Raw genomic sequence first — 20,590 nt, 5'->3', positions numbered from 1 at the left:
AGGTTTTTTTTGTGCGTCCAGAATACCCTGGTGTGCAAAATACCGAAGGAGGATAATGACAACGATGGCTGAAAAACGTGCACTAAACATTGTGAAGATGAGAAAAATGAAACAGGAAGGCAACCCGATCACGATGATTACAGCCTATGACTACCCTTCCGCGAAGCTGGCGGAGGAAGCGGATATCGACATCATTCTTGTTGGAGATTCGCTTGGCAATGTAGTATTGGGCTATGATTCCACGATTCCGGTGACTACGGACGATATCGTCTATCATACCCGTTCTGTCGCCCGTGCTGCCGGGAATACGTTCATTGTAGCGGATTTGCCGTTCATGACATACCACGGGAGCATTGATGAGACGCTCCGGACAGTAAGAAGAATTATGCAGGAAGGCCATGCCCATGCGGTTAAAATGGAGGGCGGTGCGGAGATTGCGCTTCAGGTGCAGAGCATTGTCCAGGCAGGCGTGCCGGTGCTGGGCCATATCGGCTTGACACCGCAATCGGTCAATCAGATCGGCGGCTACCGCGTGCAAGGCAAGGATGAGCAGGATGCCCGCCGTCTCATGGAGGATGCCAAGGCGCTGGAGCGTGCCGGTGTATTCGGGATCGTGCTGGAGCTCGTGACCGAAGAGGTGGCCGAAGCGATTTCGAAGGCTGTATCCGTGCCTACCATTGGTATCGGGGCAGGACGGGCGGTAGACGGTCAGGTCCTCGTCTTCCACGACGTGCTGAAGTACGATTCCGACTACCGCGAGAAGCGCTTCGTGAAGACCTATGCGGATATCGGCGCTGAAATTCGTCAAGGCATTGCGGCTTATGTGAATGAAGTGAAGACCAGACAATTCCCGGCACAGGAGCATGTGTTCAATGCAGAGGATACCGTTATAGCGGGTCTTTACGGGAAAGTGAAAGAGGAAACTGTGAAATGAACCTATTCCGGAATATTCAGGATTTAAGACAATATTTGAAGCAGGAGCGCTTGAAGGCGGCACTGGAAGGCAAGGTCCTTGAGACAGGCTTCGTGCCTACGATGGGTTATTTGCATGAAGGGCATGCCAGCCTGCTGCGTGAAGCAAGACGCAACAATGATCTGGTGGTGCTGAGTATCTTCGTCAACCCGATTCAGTTTGGTCCGAACGAGGACTTTGAGCGTTATCCGCGTGACGAAGAGAAGGATCTTCTGCTGGCGGAGCAGGAAGGCGTTGACGCAGTCTTCTTGCCGTCAGTCGAAGAGATGTATCCTGCACAGACGTTAACCAAGATTACGGTCAGTCAGCAGTTGACTGGAGGGCTGTGCGGCGCTTCCCGTCCCGGACATTTCGATGGGGTAACGACCGTTGTCAGCAAGCTGTTTCATATTGTTGAACCTGAGCGGGCTTACTTCGGACAGAAGGATGCTCAGCAGGTAGCCGTAATTACCCAAATGGTGAAGGACTTGAACATGCCCGTCCAGATTGTTCCATGTCCGATTAGGCGGGAAGAGGACGGCTTGGCGCTGAGCTCCCGCAATGTGTATCTTGCCCCGGCCGAGCGCGAGGCGGCATTGGTATTGTCCCGTCAGCTACTGCAGATGCAAAAGCAGCTCAACCAAGGCGATACCCTGACAGCGGGCAAGGCAAGAGAAAGCTTGCTACAAGCATTCTCGGCCGAGCCTCTGGCTGAGGTGGACTATGTGGAGGTCGTCCGCTTTCCAGGTCTGCAACCGCTTGGCGATTTCGAGAGAATAGCCGAGGATGGAGAGGCGCTGGTTGCTGTTGCGGTGAAGTTCGGGAGCACCCGGCTGATCGACAACGTTATTCTGAGCAAGAAAGGTGTGTAACGCGATGTACAGAACGATGATGAAATCTAAAATTCACCGTGCAACCGTAACGGAAGCGAATTTGAACTATATTGGCAGCATTACCATTGATGAGGATTTGATGGAAACAGCGGATTTACTGGAAAATGAAAAGGTGCAGATTGTGAATAATAACAATGGCGCCAGACTTGAGACTTATGTAATTCCAGGCCCTCGCGGGAGCGGGGTCATCTGCCTGAACGGAGCGGCTGCACGTCTGGTTCAACCGGGCGATAATGTTATTATCATCTCTTATGCCCAAATGTCGGCGGAAGAACTGAGAAGCCACAAGCCAACCGTTGTGTTCGTGGACGAGAATAACCGTCCTGTGGAGACCGCAGCGCAAGAGCTGCATGCCACGATTCGGTAATTGAACGCCAGAACTATTTGCCCTATCCTCCATGGCTATGCAATTAATGCCTGCGGGAATGAAATCCGAGCCCATAACAAAAAATGAACGTAAGGCTCACACTGATTTCATTTTCGATAAAGGTGGGATGCGGATGATGTTTCAACATATGTTTGCGGAAATGAGCGGGATGCTGGACGAAATCATTCATTATTATCCTGGAGCAAGCGGTCCTGCGCGTCAGGAGCTGGCTGCCAAGTGGCAGCTGCTCAAAACGATGAGCGACGGAATTATTGAGGAATGGCTGGGCTTTGAAGAAAAACTGGGGCATTTCCGCCAAACCGGCGTCAGCCCGGATGGAGGCGCTCTGCCTGCGCCTGAGCTGCCTGAGATGGACGCAGAAGCCTTTGTAAAAGGTCAAGGGTATTACAAGCTGATGATGTTTGCGCAGGCGCTGACGCAGTTTAAACAGGTCGTGGAGCAGTATCCGGATAGCGCGGTGGCACGAACGTATCTGGCAATGTGTTATCTGCATCTGAATGAATCCGAACAAGCTGTTCCGCATTTCTGGCGCGTTCTGGAAACCTGTGATTCGAAACGTATTCGTTCCATCATTTATAATGCACTCGGCTGCATTGAGGCTCAGAACGGAGTGCGCTTGAAGGCGAAGGAATATTTTAAGCTGGCTCATTACCATGATCCTTCCCTGGCAGAGCCGCTGGCGAATCTGGAATCATGCATGCGCAGCAGCGGGAAGCTGCATTATGGAAGCGAACTGACCTCTCTGCTGTAATGTTTCTGGCGTTGAAGGAAAGGATTATCAGGCGATGCAGAACCCTTTGTCAAGGGGGCATCGCTTTTTTTTATAGGCATTTCACATTCAATTTTCAAATTCGCCATCTTCTGTTATGCTGTTAAATAGACTGGAAGAAAGGGACTTTACAAATCAATGAAATACGCCGTACTTGATTTTGAAACCACGGGCAACCAATCCTCGGATGTAATTATTCAGGCTGGATTGGCCATTATAGATGAAGACATGACGGTGTCCCGTGTATACAGTTCTTTTGTGAAGCCCGGGATTCCGATTCCGCCGTTCATCACAAGTCTGACGGGAATTACCGAAGAGGACGTCAAGGATGCGCCTGATTTGGACGAGGTCATGATGGAGATGGTTCCATTGCTCAGTGACACCGTGCTGGTCGGCCACAACGTCGCCTTTGATTTCAATTACTTACAGAGCGCGCTGGATAAGACCGGCTATCTGCCGTATACAGGGCGAATTCTCGATACCATGGATTTTCTGAAAATATTATATCCCTCCTTGACGACGTATCAGTTAGGGATGGTTGCCTCGGAGTTCGAGGTGGAGCATGACCGGCCGCATCAGGCGGATAGTGATGCCTTAGCTACGGCTCTGATCTTCATCAAATGTCTGGAAGAGCTGGACCAGCTGCCGATGTTAACGATACAGCGACTGGCGGATTTGCTCTCCGGGGAGGACAGTGATCTGGCCTGGTTTTTCGATGCAGTACTGGAGCAGCGTCAGCAGAACCCTTCTGTGGATCAGGATGGTTATACGTACTACAGACAGTTCGCGTTAAAGACCGATGACTGGATGAATATCGAGCCTGAGCGCAGCGATATGATGAATAACCCGCTTGAGGGCGTCAGCTTCGAGCAATTTATGGAGCAGGTGCAATCGTCTCTGAAGGAGCAACTGCCTGAATATGAAGAGCGTGAAGCGCAGAACCTGATGCTGAAGGAAGTTGCTGCCGCTTTCCAGGAAGACAAGCATTTGCTCGTAGAAGCGGGCACAGGGACAGGGAAATCATTAGGTTATTTGCTGCCGGCCATTTATCACAGCGTAAAAACGGATGAGAAGGTCATGGTGAGCACCCATACGATCAACCTTCAGGAGCAACTGCGCGAGCGGGATATCCCGCTGTTGACCGAGGTTGTGCCGTTCCCGTTCAAGGCCGCGGTATTTAAGGGCAGACAGCACTATTTGTGTTTGCGCAAATTTGAACATAAAATTAACAGGAGGGACTTCGTCTCTCCGAAGGAAGAAGTCATGACCGCCGCTCAAATGATTGTCTGGCTTGCCCAGACAGAGAACGGGGATGACGAGGAGCTGAATCTCGGCAACCGGGGAGGAGACTTCTGGGAGACCGTGGCGAGTGAATCGGATTCCTGTCTTGGACGCTCCTGTCCATGGTTCCGCAAGTGTTATTATCACAAAGCGAAGCATGAAGCAGGGGTAGCGGACGTAGTCATTACCAATCATTCCAAGCTGTTCACGGACATCCAGGCGGGACACCAGCTCCTTCCTGGCTATGAGCGTCTTGTCATTGATGAAGCCCACCATTTGGAGGACGTAGCCGGGAAACATTTAGGAATGCAAATGAAATATTTCACAGTGGTGCATACCCTGACAAGGCTATTCAAGGACAGTAAGAACGGTCAGCTTCCGAATCTGAGGCAGCAGCTTCAGCAATCAGGGAGTGAGCGGGCGGCTTCCTGGGGAGCGGTTATCGATGGACTTTATCCTTCTTTCCTTGATGTGAAGGAGCATTGGGATCGTCTGGCTGAAGCGATGTTCACGCTGATGCCGGAGCGGAGCGACACCGCTTCCGGAGATCCTGGACAATTCGTGCTGCGGCTGCTGCCGCACAAGAAGCCGAAGAGCTGGGATGAACTGCTCGTGATGGAGAACCAGATTTATGTGACCATTGGAGATATAGTACGCAAGGCCGAGAAGCTGCTTACCGAGCTTAAAGAGCAGGACGAGCAGGATTTTGGCTCCGAAAGTCTAATTACTGATATAACCGGGTTAATCAAGGACCTGGGAACTGAACGGGACGCACTGCGTTCCTTCATGAAGCTGGAGGACGTAAACACCGTCTACTGGATTGAAGGCAACGGGAACTATCGAAGCAAATCCTTGCAGATTTTTGCCGTGCCGATTGATGTCAGCGAGCAGCTCAAGAACTACTTCTTCGAGCGGAAGAAGAGCATTGTTATGACATCTGCCACCTTGTCGGTGGACAAATCCTTCCAATATATGATTGACCAATTAGGTCTACAGGAGGCGCAGGCCCAAGACCGGCTCATGACCTCCATGCTTCCTTCGCCTTTTAATTACCGCGAACAGGCCTTGCTTGTGATTCCGCGGGACTTTCCAAGCGTGAAGGGAAGCGTAGGGGATGATTACTTTGTCAGTACGCTCGTCCGCTCCTTGGCGGACACAGCGATCGTAACTCAAGGCCGGATGCTCGTGCTGTTCACCTCCTACCGGATGCTGAGGCAGGTCTATGATCCGCTTAAAGAGCTGCTATCCTCGCACAATATTTCGGTAATCGGCCAAGGCATGGACAGCGGCAGCCGGACCAAGCTTACCCGCCGGTTCCAGGGGCAGCAAGCATCCGTACTGCTGGGAACCAGCAGCTTCTGGGAGGGCGTAGATATCCCGGGAGATGCGCTCACGAGCCTAGCGATTGTTCGCCTGCCGTTTCAACCGCCGAATCATCCGCTTGTGGAAGCAAAGAGCGAACGGCTGCAGCAAGAGAAGAAGAATCCCTTCATGAAGCTGTCCGTTCCGCAGGCCGTCATCCGGTTCAAGCAAGGCTTCGGACGGCTGGTGCGCACTTCTCAGGATCGGGGAATCGTCATTGTGTACGATACTAGAATTCTGGAATCTTATTACGGAAAGTACTTTTTGTATTCTTTGCCCGGACCCAAAATGGAGCATATGCCACTTGGCCAGATGGTTCCACGCATTGCGGAATGGCTGGACCCGGAAAATCCGTAAACGCTTCTTAATTTGCGTCAATAATAGGGGGATAATCAATGAAGTCAGAAAAAATTTCAGACGCCGTTGTGCGTAGATTGCCAGTCTATTTGCGTTTTCTTAATGAATTAAGCCGCCGAGAGGTATCCACGGTTTCATCTCAGGAGCTCGGACAGAAGCTGGATCTGAATCCGGCGCAAATTCGTAAGGATCTCGCCTATTTCGGTGACTTTGGCCGGAAAGGGATCGGCTATGATGTGGCTTATTTGATTGAGAAAATTCAACAAATCCTGAATCTGGATCAACAGATTAATGTGGCGCTGATCGGAGCTGGTAATCTCGGACAAGCGTTATCGAATTATAATGCCTATGTAAAGGACAATATGAAGATCGTCGCCGTATTTGATGCGAGTCCCGGTAAGATCGGCGGGAAAATCAATAATATTGAAATTCAGCCGATTGAGATGCTGGACGAAACGGTACGCAACAATAATATCCGGATCGGCATTATCACCGTACCTGCAGCTGAAGCCCAGCGTGTTGCTGACAAGCTCGTGGCTGCAGGCATTGGAGCCATTTTGAATTTTGCGCCGACTATTCTCAAGGTTCCGGCTGAAGTGCGGGTACATGCGGCAGACTTTACTACGGATTTAATGAGCCTTGCTTATTATCTGGACGGCGGAAAGGAAATGAAAGACCATGACTCGAAAATGGCTGATTAAAGACGGCACATTCGCGGTGCTGCATCAAGAACAAACCGTGATCCGCGGCTATATGCTGATCGAAGGGGATCGAATCACTTATATCGGCCAAGAACGGCCGGAAGGCGTGGAAGGGGCCGAGACATTCGACGGCAAAGGCCTTCTATTCCTGCCCGGTCTAATCAATACCCATGGACATGCAGCGATGTCGCTGCTTCGCGGCTATGGCGACGACATGGTGCTTCAAGAATGGCTTCAGCAGAAGATGTGGCCCATGGAAGCGAAGTTCACTAGCGAGGATGTATACTGGGGCACCGCGTTGTCTGTGATTGAGATGCTCAAGAGCGGTACTACGACCTTCCTTGATATGTATGATCACATGGATCAGGTGGCCTCAGTAGTGGAACAATCCGGCATCCGGGCGGTTCTGACGCGCGGCGTAATCGGATTATGTCCGCCGGAGGAGCAGCAGCGCAAGCTGGACGAAGCGGTTTTGTTCGCTCGCAATTGGCATGGGAAGGCGAACGGCAGAATTACGACGATGATGTCGCCGCACGCCCCATATACCTGTCCGCCGGACTATATCGAAAAAATCGTGCAAGCGGCGCATGATCTGGATCTGCCGCTTCATACCCATATGTCGGAGACTCTAGCGGAAGTGGAACAAAATGTTCGGGATTACGGGGTTCGCCCGGCCCAGCATTTGTTGAATCTCGGCTTATTCAGCCGTCCGTCTTTGCTTGCGCATGCGGTGCATTTGACTGACGAAGAAATTGCTATGCTTGCCGAGCATCGCGTAGCCGTCTCCCACAACCCGGGAAGCAACCTGAAGCTTGCCTCCGGAGTAGCCCGTGTACCGGAGCTGCTGCGGGCAGGTGTGACGGTATCCTTGGGTACGGATGGCGCAGCCAGCAATAACAACCTGGATATGTTCGAGGAGATTCGCCTCGCCGCACTGATCCATAAAGGAGTAACAGGAGACCCGACCGCGATTCCGGCTGCCGAAGCACTTCGTATGGGAACGGAATATGGCGCGAAGTCGTTGTTCCTTGACGAGACAGGTGTGCTGGCAGCGGGAATGAAGGCGGACTTTATCGCCTTGAACCTGAAGCAGGCTCATTTCCTACCGAAGACCGATTATATCTCTCATGCGGTATATTCCGCTGCCGGCCAAGATGTCGAGCATGTCTGGGTAGACGGCAAGCAGATCGTCAAATCACGGGAATGTCTGACTCTGGATGAAGAAAAAATTTTGTTCGAAGCGCAAAGAGCCTTTGAGGGCTTGCTTGCACGATAGGATCGGCTTCTTATTCTATCTAAGCTTAACTTTTATAGAAAGCCATTCAGAAGAGGAAAGGAAGGGAGCTTTTGCGTAACAGAACCAAATGGATATTGCTTTCCTTTATCATCCTTGCGTTTATTCTGCTTGGCCTCTATCGTTTTTATCTATATGTTTATGATGACACCTGGCAGGCGGAGAATCTTGCTGTGCAGAGGGCGAAGGCGGAGACTACGCTTGTCAAGTCTGATGAAGTATGGAAATCGGTCTGGGACAAGGTATGCTGGGTGGTAGAGGGACAGAACGAAGACGGCGAACAGGTGATGGTCTGGCTGCCCGAGGGTGGGCAGGCCGAGGTGAAGCTTCTCTCGGAAGGGGTCTCGGAATCCCAAGTGAGAAGCATCATTAAGGAAGAACTGCCTAACAGCACCATTGTTCGTCTGATGCCAGGAATTTATGAGAACGAATATGTATGGCAAGTTTTTTATAAAGAGAAAGCGCATCACTACTATAAATTCTATCGATTTAGTGACGGTAAGCCGTTGGATGAAGTTTTCACCCTGCCGAACCGGTAGACAGTAAGCACAAATTGCCGGGATGGAGACCCATTCGGTAATTTTAGTGCAAAAAAACATTAAACATGCTGGGTCGGGTGTTCATACGGCGATTTTAGTGCAGAAAAATGAATGAACAAAAACTAGCTAATGTTGGGCTGAAAAGGTCAGTATCTTTTCTTGCCCAACTTTTTTTGCGGAATTTTTGGGAAACGGTCTTTTTTGTTATCTCTCCATCCTATAATGACTTAGTTCAATGGCTTAGTTCAATTAGAGGATTCAGTGAGCATCAGCGATCGAAAGTACACTTCACACATTACCTCCGGTTTACAATCAAAAGTAATAGTACAGCTCCCCTCGCAGCCTTGATTGAACGAAATATAAGATTTTCCAAATAGACCTAAGCAGACTCCAGCAGTGGAGTTCTATTCTTTTACATTAAGTAAAATTTAAAATATATTTCACAAATTCTCATTAGATTTGATATACGATGTGATATACTCTTATCTATAACATTGTTTATACTATTTTTATATATGAGGGGGACATCTGCGTGAAATTGCGAGTTGTACCGGTCGTTGCCAGTGTGGTCGTCTCTGCCGTGCTGTTGTTTGGCGGCTGGTTTGCTTACCAGCAATGGGCTGTTGAGAACCCGTTTCAGCATAAGGTTAGCCAAATGGAAGGCGTAAAGGGTGTACAAACCTCTATTACCCCGAATCAGGTCGAATTGAATCTTGATTTGGCGCCGAATACTGATTTTGCAGGGCTGGTTCGTCAGATTGAAGCTGACGGCAAAAAGCTGCTCGGCAGCAGAGAATTGAAGTTGACAATCAAGGATCAGAAATCGGAGAGGCTGGAGCAGGTCTGGCAGGAAGCGTTATTCCCGATTGCCCAGGCGATGGAGAATAAGCAATATACCGAGATTACAGCTGCGCTGGAGCAGTTGGAATCCACTGAATCCGGAATTTCGGCAAAAGCAGACATGGACGAGAAGAATGTATACATCACGTTGACCGATGGACAAGTCAGCAAATTTATCATTTTGCCGCGCGCAGCGCAGGCGATAGGAGTGTGGCCGAATGCGTAAGCTTGCTATGGAAATTGCAGCCGGGGCCGTACCTGTATTACTGATTTTTCTGGCTTATCTAGGTGTGAATGTTACCCCGTTAATCATTCTGGCGATTATGGTGGGCTCTGTCTATATGCTGGTAAAAATGCGTGGAGGAATTACCGCAACCGCATCTCAGGAACGAAAGCGGAAAAAGATTGCTTCGACCGGGCTGACCTTTGAAGAAATCGGCGGTCAGGACAGTGCCAAGCAGGAGCTTCGCGAAGCGCTTGATTTCATGGTTCGGCATGAAGAGATCAGCAAGTTCGGAATTCGACCAATTAAGGGGATTCTGTTGACCGGTCCTCCGGGAACAGGAAAGACCCTGATGGCGAAGGCGGCTGCTCAGTATACCAATGCCGTCTTTGTCGCAGCCTCGGGCAGTGAGTTCGTTGAGATGTACGTCGGTGTTGGCGCAAGCCGCATCCGTGAACTGTTTAAAGATGCCAGAACCAAGGCGCTCAAGGAAAAGAAAGAGAATGCGGTGATCTTCATCGATGAGATCGACGTTATTGGCGGGAAACGGGAAGGCGGACAGCAGCGAGAATACGATCAGACTCTCAACCAGCTGTTGACCGAAATGGATGGGATTTATACCTCCGAAGCTCCAAAAATTCTGATTATCGCTGCAACGAACCGTAAGGAAATGCTGGATAGTGCCCTGCTTCGCCCCGGCCGGTTTGACCGTCATATTCAGGTAGACCTTCCGGATAAAAAGGGTCGCCGTCATATCTTGGACATTCACAGCAAGAACAAGCCGCTGGCGGAAGAGGTAAGTCTGGATAAGGTCGCGGAAGAGTCCTACGGCTTCTCCGGCGCTCAGCTCGAAAGCGTCATGAATGAAGCGGCGATCTATGCGATGCGGGATGATCAGGCGAAAATTAACCAACGGCATCTCTCTATGGCTGTTGACAAGGTGATGCTCGGGGAGAAAACGGATCGTCAATCGACAGAGGAAGAGAAACGGAGAGTCGCTGTTCATGAACTGGGACATGCGGTTGCAGCCGAAGTTGTTGCTCCGGGAAGTGTGAACCAGGTTGTGCTCAGCCCGCGTGGACGGGCGCTGGGTTATGTGCGGCATAATCCGCAGGAGGAGAAATATCTGTACACCAAAAGCTACCTGGAAGGTCAGATCATGATTGCTTTGGCAGGAGCTGCCGCAGAAGAGATCTACTACGGAGGACGCAGCACAGGGTCCAGCAATGACTTTGAACAGGCACTCAATCTGGTGCAGACCATGATGACCTCCGGACTGACCTCGCTAGGTATTATTCATATGGATATGGTAACCAAGGAAGTTTTGATGAATGAAAATTCTAAGATATTAGACGAGCTTGCCGCGAGAACCAAGCAACTGCTGGTAGACAATGCGGCGGTATTCGACAAATCGCTAGATATCCTGCTTCGGGAAGAACGTTTATCTGGAGAACAATTCCGTTGTCAATTTCGTGACAGCATGAATTTACCGGCATAATTCTTTATGTCGGTAATTTTTTTTACTTTTCCGTCATGCTAAGATATTATTATATGTTGGGTATAGTCTGAAGTATTATTCGACATCAAGGGTACAATATGTGTAGAGACCACGAAAGGATGGAGAGAGAGAAGTATGAACTTCAAAAGAATTGGCGTAATTGGTGGCGGCACCATGGGCCAAGGAATCAGTGAGATGCTGGCTTCCAAGGGGCTCGATGTTTTATTGGTTGAAGAAAATAGTGAAAAGCTCAATTATGCTTATAGCATGATCGAGACAAGTCTTGACAAGCAGCTTGAGAAATGGGCATTGACCAATGCGGAGAAGAAATTGATCTTGTCCAAAATTCATAAAGTGACACATTTTGCCGAACTCGGTACCTGCGACATGGTGATCGAGACCATTTCGGAGGATTTGGATGCGAAAAAAGAGGTATTCAAGCAGTTGGATCAGGTTTGCCCAAGCAATATTATTCTTGCAAGCAACACCTCTACACTAAGCTTGACGGAAATTGCCGGATCGACAATGTATCCTGAGCGTGTGATCGGCATGCACTTTATTTATCCTGTTGCTAAAATCAATCTTGTGGAGCTGATCCGTGGGTTGAAAACATCGGATGCAACTTTCGAAGAAACAAAGGGATTTGTAGAAGAGGTTGTTGAGAAGCGCGGTGTTATGGTGTATGAATCCCCTGGATTTGTGACATCGAGAATTATCTGCGTAATGATTAACGAGGCATTGCATGTTCTGGGTGAAGGCGTTGCTACCGCTGAGGATATCGACGATGCGATGAGAATCGGATATCAATTCCAATACGGACCGCTTGAAATGGCTGACCGTTTCGGTCTGGACGCCGTACTTGCCGCGTTGGAGCGGATGTTCCGCGAGTTCGGAGATTTGAAATATCGTCCTTCTTACGTACTGAAAAAGATGGTCCGTGCAGGATTTCTTGGTATGAAAACCGGCGAAGGCTTTTTCAAATACGACAAGGATGGTGACCGGATATGAAATTACTAGTCATTAATGCGGGAAGCTCTTCCCTGAAATATCAATTGTATGACATGACAGATGAATCTGTTCTGGCTAAAGGCTTGGTAGAACGGATCGGGATGGACTCTTCGATTCTGACTCACAAGCCTACCGGCAAGGAAGACGTTACAGAAGTGAGCGAAATTCTTGAGCATACCACAGCGATCCGTAAAGTATTGGATAAGCTGGTTGACCCCGAATGCGGTGTATTGAATTCCGTAGACGAAATTCAAGCCGTTGGTCATCGCGTCGTACACGGCGGCGAGGCCTTTAAAGGCTCCGCGTTGGTTACCGGTGAAGTGAAGTCGGAAATTCGCCGTTTGTTTGACCTGGCACCATTGCATAATCCGCCTGCCATCTTGGGGATTACGGCTGCTGAGAAGAATATGCCGGGCGTGCCGCAGGTGGTTGCCTTTGATACAGCTTTCCACCAGACGATGGAAGAGAAGGTATATCTGTATCCGATTCCTAAGGTACTGTATAAGAAGCATCATGTACGGCGTTACGGAGCACACGGAACTTCCCATGATTATGTGAGTAAGGTGGCTGCTGAGGTTGTCGAGCGCCCGCTTGAAGAACTGAAGATCATTACTTGTCACATCGGTAACGGTGCCAGCTTGACTGCGATTCAAGGCGGTATATCGGTGGATACTTCGATGGGCTTGACTCCGCTCGAAGGCCTGATGATGGGTACGCGCAGCGGCGATCTCGATCCGGCAGTTGTAACCTTCGTCATGAACAAGGAAGAGCTGTCGATCAGCGAAGCGAACTCCATGCTGAACAAGCACAGCGGTCTGCTGGCGATTTCCGGTAGCAGCAGCGATATGCGTGACATTACGGACGGCATGGAAGCCGGCGAACCAAATGCTACACTGGCATTTGAAATGTATGAATACCGCCTGCGTAAATACATCGGGTCCTACGCTGCCGCAATGAATGGCGTCGACGTAATCGTATTTACTGCCGGCGTTGGTGAAAACTCTGCGGTTGTCCGCGAGAAAGTATGCGAAAACCTGACTTATCTCGGCGTAGAGCTTGATCCTGAACTGAACAAGGTGCGCTCCGGCGATCCTCGCCGCATCTCCACGCCAAACTCTAAGGTGGACGTGCTTGTCATTCCTACGAATGAGGAATTGATGATTGCCCGCGATACGTTCCGGATTGTACAGGAAAACAAATAATATTATTCACTGATAACAGTATTAAGAGGAGAGATCAGTCATGGCGAACAAAACCGTGATTCGTCAGGTTAACGAGCACGTCGGAGAGACCGTCGTAATCGGCAGTTGGCTTAACAATAAACGTTCAAGCGGGAAGATCCAGTTCCTTCAGCTTCGGGACGGTACCGGCTATATTCAGGCCGTTGTCGTCAAGAGCGAGGTATCCGAGGATACCTGGAACAATGCGAAGAGCTTAACCCAGGAATCCTCCATGTATGTTACCGGTATTATCCGCGAGGAGCCTCGCAGCCAGTCCGGTTACGAGATGACGGTAACAGAGCTGGAAATTCTTCATCTGACCGATAACTATCCGATCACCCCGAAGGAGCATGGCGTTGACTTCTTGATGGATCACCGCCATCTGTGGCTGCGTTCCTCCAAGCAGCGCGCAATTATGGTGATTCGTGCGGAGATTATTCGTGCGGTTCAGCAATTCTTTGATCAGAACGGATTTACGCTTGTCGATCCGCCGATTTTGACACCAACCTCAGCGGAAGGCACAACGAACTTGTTCCATACGAAATATTTCGAGGAGGATGCATACCTCACACAGAGCGGCCAGTTGTACATGGAAGCTGCCGCAATGGCTCTGGGTAAGGTTTATTCCTTCGGCCCGACATTCCGTGCGGAGAAGTCAAAAACCCGCCGTCACCTGATTGAATTCTGGATGATTGAGCCGGAGATGGCATTCACTGATCATGAAGAGAGCCTGAGGGTTCAGGAGCAATTCATCTCTTATGTCGTGCAGTCCGTCCTGAAGAATTGCCGTACTGAGCTGGAGGCCATCGGCCGTGATGTGTCCAAGCTGGAGCAAATCCAGGCTCCGTTCCCTCGGATTACTTATGACGAGGCCATCGAGTTCTTGAACAGTCAGGATTTCGATATTCCTTGGGGCGAAGACTTTGGTGCGCCGCATGAGACCGCCATCGCTGAACGCTATGACAAGCCGGTATTCATCACTCATTATCCGGCTAGCATCAAGGCTTTCTATATGAAGCCGGACCCGAATCGACCAGAGGTTGTTCTGTGCGCCGACATGATCGCGCCTGAAGGTTATGGCGAGATTATCGGGGGCTCGCAGCGGATCGACGATCCGGAGCTGATGGAAGAACGGTTCAAGGAGCACAATTTGTCAGCTGAAACCTATCAATGGTACATGGACCTGCGGAAATACGGCTCGGTACCGCATTCCGGATTTGGCCTTGGGCTCGAGCGGACCGTAGCCTGGATTTGCGGATTGGATCACGTTCGGGAGACGATTCCGTTCCCTCGGACGCTGTATCGTCTGTATCCTTAAGATGGTGACCCGATGATGAGCGAAGCCTGGAAGGCCTGGACCAAAGGGGTGTCCTTTGCCATGAAGGCGGGGACTGTTAACATCCCTTATCCTTTGCTGACGCAATACCGGAGTCTTGGACTCAGCGATACAGAGGCAATGCTTCTGCTGCAACTGCTGGCGTTCAAGCAGGTGGATCAGGACGAGTTCCCTTCCATGGAGCTGCTTGAGCACCGTTTGCTGCTTCCGGCAGGGGAAGTCTCGAAGGCAGTACGCAAGCTGCTGAAGGAAGGCTGGATCGGTATCGACCAATTCACTGATGAAGCAACCGGTCGCCATTCGGAGAGCTATAATCTGTCCGGCATGTATGAGCGGCTGGCCGAGTCATTGGCTGTACAGCAGGGGAATTCCCGAGAATGGCGTACCGTTCCTGGAGAAATCCCCGCTACAGACTCCGAGCATCGCAAGCTGGAAGATCAGGAACGGAATCTGTTCGTCGTATTTGAGACGGAATTTGCCAGACCGCTTTCTCCTATGGAGTGCGAGACGATCTCGGGCTGGATTGATCAGGATCGCTATCCTGAGGAGCTGATACGTCTTGCCTTAAAGGAAGCGGTATTTGCAGGTAAGGTTCATTTTCGCTATATTGACCGGATCCTGCTGGAGTGGAACCGCAACCGGGTACGGACCGCAGAGGATGCGAAAGCCTATATCCAACGTTTCCGCACAGGCGGGCGATAATTCGAGAGGTAGGGTTTACCTGCACTCGTTCTGCCTTCTTCGGATTCTCGCTACCTTCCCGGTGCTGAAAAGCCGACTTCTTGAAAACAAACATTCCCGTTCATGACTGAAAGTGTCTGATGGGAATGTTTTTTTATTTTTATGCAGGGGGAAGTCCTGTTTCATACGTCTATATCATTGTGGAGGGAGGGGAGAGAGATCGGAGAAGAATCAGAGCAATTTATCAGGCTGCTCAAAAAGGGAGACCGCGAAGCCTTTGAGGCTTTTGTACGCGAGTATAGTCCGCTTGTCTATAGAGCTGCTTATTCCGTGTTGCATGATGAGCAGGATGCCAAGGACGCAGCACAGGAGACCTTCCTTCAGGCATTCAAATCTCTCCCTGACTATCGATCATCCGGGTTCAAGACATGGCTGAGCCGGATTGCTGTGAATAAGGCGATTGATATGAAACGAAAAAAGAATCGAAGGCAGGAGGAACACTGGGACCCTGCCCAGGTTGCCGACAGTTTACCGGATCGGGAAGAGGACTTTGTACGGAGACTGGTCCGCAAGGAGCGCAGCATGGAGCTTAAGCAGCGAATTACCGACCTGCCGCCTTCGCACCGTCAAGTAGTGACCTCTTTTTATCTGGAGGGAAAAAGCAATGATAGTATTGCGGCTGAATTAGGTCAAGCGCCGAAGACGATTGAATCAAGATTGTACCGGGCCAGGGCCTGGATTCGCAAGCATTGGAAGGAGGAGGATTGGCAATGACACATTCGGCTGAACATGAAAATGAGCTGTGGGTGAAATATATACGCGGTGAATTATCACCAGAATTAACGATGAAGCTGGAGAACCTGCTTGAACGGGATGATGCCGTATTTGCAAAGTATTTTGAAGCACTCACGTCATTGGAGGAGGAATTGCCGTCCATCCATGATGAGGCAGGGTTCGCCTCAGGGGTCCTTCAGTGTTTGCCGGACACCGGCTTGCAAGGACATCAGGGAACAAGGGCTCATCCCGATTCAAGACGGCAATGGATCAATTATGGAATTGCAGCTGCGGCTACAATTTTGCTTCTGGGAGGCGGCGTATTTGATCAAATTACGTCCGGCGTTGGTGCCACTACAGGGACTTCAGAGCCCGGCAGGTCAATCAGCAGTAAATGGATGGAGCGTGCAGGGACCTGGATGGATGATTTCATGAATGAAGGGAAGGATCGTCAATGACTTATCCGCGCAGTAAGATGCTTGCTTTGCTGCTCAATTTCATCCCTGGACTGGGGCATTTTTATTGGGGAAGGAAAATCAGAGCATTTTTGTACCCGTTTTTCTTTTTTGGCGGCTTGTTTCTCGGTGCCATTGGGGCGATGATTGCTAGTGAAGAGGAGCTCTTTCTGGCAGCATTTATCATGGGAGTCATTCTGTGGTGCATTTCAATGCTGGATTTGATTATCGTAATGCTGAGAGATGAGAGAAGGATGGAGCAGAGAATGTATGGTGATCCTGCTCTGCAAGGACCGGTGGAAGCAAGCCAGGAGCGGTTCTTTACGTTGCTGCTCTCTTTTATTCCTGGACTGGGCCACTTTCAGCTCGGGTTGATGCAGCGCGGATTGAATTTCCTGATCTTATTCTTCGGGTTAATCACGATGACCGTCGTAATTACAGGTATTACGAGTGAGCCGGTATTCCTGCTCTTCCTGGGCCTGATCCCGATTATTTGGTTGTATTGCATGTTTGATGCCGCACAGCTTATTCACCGCAAACAGGCTGGGGAACCGCTGATGGACCGCTCTTTGCTGGACGAATGGGAGAGCGGCCGGATCGAAGGCCGTCGCAGCAAGGTGTTGGCAACTCTACTATCTGCCTTTCCTGGGGCGGGGCAAATGTACCTCGGCCTGCAGAAGCGCGGGCTTCAAATGATGATCCTGTTCATAGGCAGCTTCTATTTGATCGATGTCCTGCGCATTCCTGCATTTTTGTTCCTGCTGCCTGTCATTTGGTGTTTTAGCTTTTTTGACGGACTACAGCAGACGAGCCGCTATGGCATTTTGCCGATGGAGGATATCCCTCTGGTTAAGTGGCGGGGTATGAGTCAGCACTGGCTGGGTGTGATCCTCGTTTTACTGGGCGTGTACTATGTGGGAACCGAGTTTATTGTCCCTATGATCGATCGCATACTTCCGGATTTTCATATTCAATACGTACTGTCCCAATATTTGCGTCCGGTTCTGATTGCCGTGATGCTGATCGGCGGGGGAATTATGCTGATGAACCGGACACGCTCTGACCGGGCGATGTAATATAGCAAAATAGAAAGTGAACCTCTGAGTCTGTTATAATGTTTCTGATACCAAATCATATAAACATTGGAGGAGCAAGTGGAGAACTGGATTACGAACATGATGGAGCAATTTGGCTATTGGGGAATCCTGCTCTTGATCGCAGTTGAAAATGTGTTTCCCCCGATTCCGTCCGAGGTCATTTTGACATTTGGCGGGTTTATGACCACTTACACCAACCTGACTGTAGTCGGCGTAATTGCGGTAGCAACAATTGGTTCGATTCTCGGGGCAATTATTTTGTACGGTGTCGGTTACCTGGTCAATGTGGATCGGCTCGAGCAGTGGATTGGCAAGTATGGCAAATACCTTCGGCTGAAAAAGGAAGATGTCCGCCGCGCCGACGCCTGGTTTGACCGTTACGGCTACTGGACGGTGCTCTTCTGCCGAATGATCCCGCTCATTCGCAGTCTCATTTCGATCCCGGCGGGGATGTCGAAGATGAAATTCGGTTTGTTTCTGCTGTTTACGACAATCGGAACCGCCATCTGGAATACGATTCTAGTATCCGTAGGCGCCGCAGTCGGCGGAAACTGGGAAAGTATCGTTGAATTTATGGATGTGTATTCAAATATTGCGTACGCGCTGATTGCAGTCATCGGATTGGCTGCGGTCATTTGGTTCCTGCGGTCGCGAAGAAAGCCGGAGCAGGAATAGAATTAAAAAAGAAGCTGTGTCGCCAATAGATGAAAATCTATTGAAGACACAGCCTTTTTAATTAGGAATACGATATGGATTTTCGTTATTTATCTCCCTCGTCTACTTATAGAGAAATCACGACAAAGCCGCTTTCACCGCTTCGCCCATCTCACGGGAGCGCTCGGCACAGCGATGAACCGCCGCCTTCACGCCATCGGTGAAGCGGTGGGCATCTAGCACCTCGAGGGCCGCCTGGGTAGAACCATTAGGGGAAGTGATATCCTTCCTTAGCTTCGCCGGATCTTCACCCGTTTCTTTCATCATGACCGCAGCTCCAAGAACGGTCTGCACGGTCAGTTCACGGGCATGCTCCGCAGTCAATCCGCCTTCGATGCCTGCGGCAATCATGGCTTCCATCATGTAATAAATGTACGCAGGTCCACTGCCGGACACGCCCGTCAATATTTCCATTTGATCTTCGGGAATCACACTGACCTGTCCTACCGCCTCGAACATGCTCATGACGGTTTGCCGCTGTTCCGCGTTGACCTCGGCGGAGAGTGATATACCGGTGGCGCCGAGTCCGATGGAGGAGGAGGTATTAGGCATTGTTCTTGCGATCGGCAGGGCTCTGCCGAGCAGCGCTTGTATCGTCGATATCGATAAACCGGCGATGACGGACACGATCAGCGGATTGCCGTTTAGCTTCATTCCAAGCGCTTTTAATGCTTCTGCAGCATCTTTCGGCTTCATGGCGAGCACGATTACCGAAGCTTCCTGAAGATCCTTATCCTTCTCTGCATCCTGTGAAGCTGTACGAACACCGTATTCACCGGACAAGTATTCAAGTCTTTCCTGATTGCTGCGATTATGCATGATAATTTGAGCTGGCTGGGCTACTCCTTTATGGATCAATCCGCGAACGATGGACTCTGCCATGGAGCCTGCTCCGGAAAAACATATTTTTTCAGTTTCATAGAACCGATTGTCGTTCATGCTTCTTCTCCTCCTGAGGTTAACTGCGGATTTGACCGTTGCCGTGAATAATATATTTGCTGGAAGTGAGAGCAGGGAGACCCATTGGTCCCCGGGCATGCAGCTTCTGTGTGCTAATGCCGATTTCAGCTCCGAATCCGAATTCAAAGCCATCCGTGAAGCGGGTAGAAGCATTATGATATACGGCAGCGGCATCAATTTCTTGTTGGAAGCGGACCGCATGCTCCTCATTTTCCGTCACAATGCACTCTGAATGCTTCGTACCGAAGCGTGCGATATGCGCTAATGCTTCGTCCATGTTATGGACTATTTTCACGTTCAAGATATAATCGTTATACTCCGTCGCAAAGTCATCGTCGGTTGCAGGCGATGCCCAAGGAATCAGCTCTCGGGTCTCTTCACACCCGCGCAGCTCTACACCTGCTTCCTTGAATTGGGATGCAAGTTGGGAGAGGTACGCCTTGGCATAAGCCTCATGCACTAGCAGTGTCTCCATTGCATTGCAGACGGATGGACGCTGAACCTTGGCGTTCAACGCGATGGCAGCGGCCATCTCAGGCTTGGCTGTCTCATCCAGATAAGTATGGCAAATTCCCGCTCCCGTCTCAATGACCGGAACAGTAGCGTTTTGGACGACATTCTGGATCAGGGAGCTGCCTCCGCGCGGAATGAGGACATCAAGCAATCCGTTTAGCTTCAGCATTTCGTCCACTGAAGAGCGGTTCGGGTCCTCGATCAATTGGATAGCATCTACAGGCAGTGCGGTTTTAGCAAGGGCTTCGTGAATCACTTTGACAATCGCCCGGTTTGAGGAAAGTGCGGAGGAGCCGCCGCGAAGAACCACGGCATTACCGGTCTTCAGGCACAGCCCGGCGGCATCCACGGTTACATTTGGCCGAGCTTCATAGATGATGCCGATAACTCCGAGAGGAACGCGGCGTTTTACGATATGAAGTCCGTTCGGACGGTCAATGGTCTCCAGCACATCTCCGACCGGATCGGGAAGCTCCACAATTTGCCGAAGTCCTTCGGCAATGCCGCCAATGCGCTCAGTAGTTAATTTCAATCGATCCAGCAGGGAATCCGATGTTCCGTTTACTCTGCCGCGCTCCAAATCCTCTTCGTTCGCACGTAAAATTTCATCACTTCTCGTCAGCAAAGCGTCGGCCGCGGCTAATAATGCCTGATTTTTCTGTTCTGTAGTTAATCTCGCCGTTGCGGCTGCTGCTTGACCCGCCAATTCAGCCTTCATTCGTACTTCGCTCATTG

Annotated in this window: 20 protein-coding genes; 18 read left to right on the top strand and 2 right to left on the bottom strand. The window is 50.3% G+C overall.

The window, feature by feature from the left end:
• The first annotated feature begins 64 nt into the window (after positions 1–64).
• From panB to KQJ23_RS21615, 18 genes are all read left to right on the top strand, one after another.
• On the top strand, positions 65–934 hold the full coding sequence (gene panB / locus KQJ23_RS21700; protein ID WP_216481001.1) for a 3-methyl-2-oxobutanoate hydroxymethyltransferase: 870 nt from the start codon (positions 65–67) through the stop codon (positions 932–934).
• Positions 931–1,824 carry a pantoate--beta-alanine ligase gene (panC, locus tag KQJ23_RS21695; RefSeq protein ID WP_216481000.1) on the top strand — a complete coding sequence of 298 codons (894 nt, stop codon included), beginning with the start codon at positions 931–933 and terminating at the stop codon, positions 1,822–1,824. Before panB ends, panC begins: the two co-directional genes overlap by 4 nt.
• Before the next feature lie 4 nt (positions 1,825–1,828).
• Complete coding sequence (gene panD / locus KQJ23_RS21690; protein ID WP_212939113.1) at positions 1,829–2,212, top strand: aspartate 1-decarboxylase; 384 nt, start codon at positions 1,829–1,831, stop codon at positions 2,210–2,212.
• Between the two features lie 133 nt (positions 2,213–2,345).
• Entirely contained in the window at positions 2,346–2,984 is a 639-nt protein-coding gene (locus tag KQJ23_RS21685; RefSeq protein ID WP_216480999.1) for a tetratricopeptide repeat protein, read from the top strand.
• Between the two features lie 156 nt (positions 2,985–3,140).
• Positions 3,141–6,002 (top strand): ATP-dependent DNA helicase DinG, encoded by a 2,862-nt coding sequence (dinG, locus tag KQJ23_RS21680; RefSeq protein ID WP_216480998.1) that lies wholly within the window; start codon positions 3,141–3,143, stop codon positions 6,000–6,002.
• A gap of 38 nt (positions 6,003–6,040) precedes the next feature.
• Entirely contained in the window at positions 6,041–6,703 is a 663-nt protein-coding gene (locus KQJ23_RS21675) for a redox-sensing transcriptional repressor Rex (protein WP_216480997.1), read from the top strand.
• On the top strand, positions 6,681–7,979 hold the full coding sequence (locus KQJ23_RS21670) for an amidohydrolase (RefSeq protein ID WP_216480996.1): 1,299 nt from the start codon (positions 6,681–6,683) through the stop codon (positions 7,977–7,979). The genes KQJ23_RS21675 and KQJ23_RS21670 overlap by 23 nt, the downstream gene beginning before the upstream one ends.
• A 71-nt stretch (positions 7,980–8,050) precedes the next feature.
• Positions 8,051–8,536, top strand: a complete 486-nt coding sequence (locus tag KQJ23_RS21665) for a cell wall elongation regulator TseB-like domain-containing protein (RefSeq protein WP_216480995.1) — start codon at positions 8,051–8,053, stop codon at positions 8,534–8,536.
• 532 nt (positions 8,537–9,068) lie between these two features.
• Positions 9,069–9,602: a hypothetical protein gene (locus KQJ23_RS21660; RefSeq protein ID WP_216480994.1), complete on the top strand. Its 534-nt coding sequence runs from the start codon at positions 9,069–9,071 to the stop codon at positions 9,600–9,602.
• The gene (locus KQJ23_RS21655; RefSeq protein ID WP_216480993.1) at positions 9,595–11,097 is read left to right on the top strand and encodes an AAA family ATPase; all 1,503 of its coding nucleotides are present in this window, start codon (positions 9,595–9,597) and stop codon (positions 11,095–11,097) included. Before KQJ23_RS21660 ends, KQJ23_RS21655 begins: the two co-directional genes overlap by 8 nt.
• Positions 11,098–11,232: 135 nt before the next feature.
• On the top strand, positions 11,233–12,105 hold the full coding sequence (locus tag KQJ23_RS21650) for a 3-hydroxyacyl-CoA dehydrogenase family protein (protein ID WP_216480992.1): 873 nt from the start codon (positions 11,233–11,235) through the stop codon (positions 12,103–12,105).
• Positions 12,102–13,307 carry an acetate/propionate family kinase gene (locus tag KQJ23_RS21645; RefSeq protein ID WP_216480991.1) on the top strand — a complete coding sequence of 402 codons (1,206 nt, stop codon included), beginning with the start codon at positions 12,102–12,104 and terminating at the stop codon, positions 13,305–13,307. The genes KQJ23_RS21650 and KQJ23_RS21645 overlap by 4 nt, the downstream gene beginning before the upstream one ends.
• Positions 13,308–13,347: 40 nt before the next feature.
• The gene (gene asnS, locus KQJ23_RS21640; protein WP_216480990.1) at positions 13,348–14,643 is read left to right on the top strand and encodes an asparagine--tRNA ligase; all 1,296 of its coding nucleotides are present in this window, start codon (positions 13,348–13,350) and stop codon (positions 14,641–14,643) included.
• A 12-nt stretch (positions 14,644–14,655) separates the two neighbouring features.
• Positions 14,656–15,363 carry a DnaD domain-containing protein gene (locus KQJ23_RS21635; protein WP_216480989.1) on the top strand — a complete coding sequence of 236 codons (708 nt, stop codon included), beginning with the start codon at positions 14,656–14,658 and terminating at the stop codon, positions 15,361–15,363.
• A gap of 177 nt (positions 15,364–15,540) precedes the next feature.
• Positions 15,541–16,116, top strand: coding sequence for an RNA polymerase sigma factor (locus tag KQJ23_RS21630; protein ID WP_249529981.1), 576 nt, complete (start codon positions 15,541–15,543; stop codon positions 16,114–16,116).
• Entirely contained in the window at positions 16,113–16,574 is a 462-nt protein-coding gene (locus tag KQJ23_RS21625; RefSeq protein ID WP_216480987.1) for an anti-sigma factor, read from the top strand. The genes KQJ23_RS21630 and KQJ23_RS21625 overlap by 4 nt, the downstream gene beginning before the upstream one ends.
• Positions 16,571–17,647 carry a hypothetical protein gene (locus KQJ23_RS21620; protein ID WP_216480986.1) on the top strand — a complete coding sequence of 359 codons (1,077 nt, stop codon included), beginning with the start codon at positions 16,571–16,573 and terminating at the stop codon, positions 17,645–17,647. The genes KQJ23_RS21625 and KQJ23_RS21620 overlap by 4 nt, the downstream gene beginning before the upstream one ends.
• A gap of 78 nt (positions 17,648–17,725) precedes the next feature.
• The gene (locus tag KQJ23_RS21615) at positions 17,726–18,343 is read left to right on the top strand and encodes a DedA family protein (RefSeq protein WP_216480985.1); all 618 of its coding nucleotides are present in this window, start codon (positions 17,726–17,728) and stop codon (positions 18,341–18,343) included.
• 117 nt (positions 18,344–18,460) lie between these two features.
• On the opposite strand, the gene proC is transcribed toward KQJ23_RS21615, so the two are convergent.
• The gene (proC, locus tag KQJ23_RS21610; RefSeq protein ID WP_216480984.1) at positions 18,461–19,321 is read right to left on the bottom strand and encodes a pyrroline-5-carboxylate reductase; all 861 of its coding nucleotides are present in this window, start codon (positions 19,319–19,321) and stop codon (positions 18,461–18,463) included.
• Between the two features lie 19 nt (positions 19,322–19,340).
• Positions 19,341–20,588, bottom strand: a complete 1,248-nt coding sequence (locus tag KQJ23_RS21605; RefSeq protein WP_216480983.1) for a glutamate-5-semialdehyde dehydrogenase — start codon at positions 20,586–20,588, stop codon at positions 19,341–19,343.
• Positions 20,589–20,590 lie beyond the last annotated feature (2 nt).

The organism is Paenibacillus brevis, from assembly GCF_018919145.1.
In the GTDB taxonomy this organism is placed as follows: domain Bacteria; phylum Bacillota; class Bacilli; order Paenibacillales; family Paenibacillaceae; genus Fontibacillus; species Fontibacillus brevis.
The sequence above is the reverse complement of the archived record's forward strand: the minus strand, read 5'-3'. Positions and strand labels throughout refer to the sequence as shown.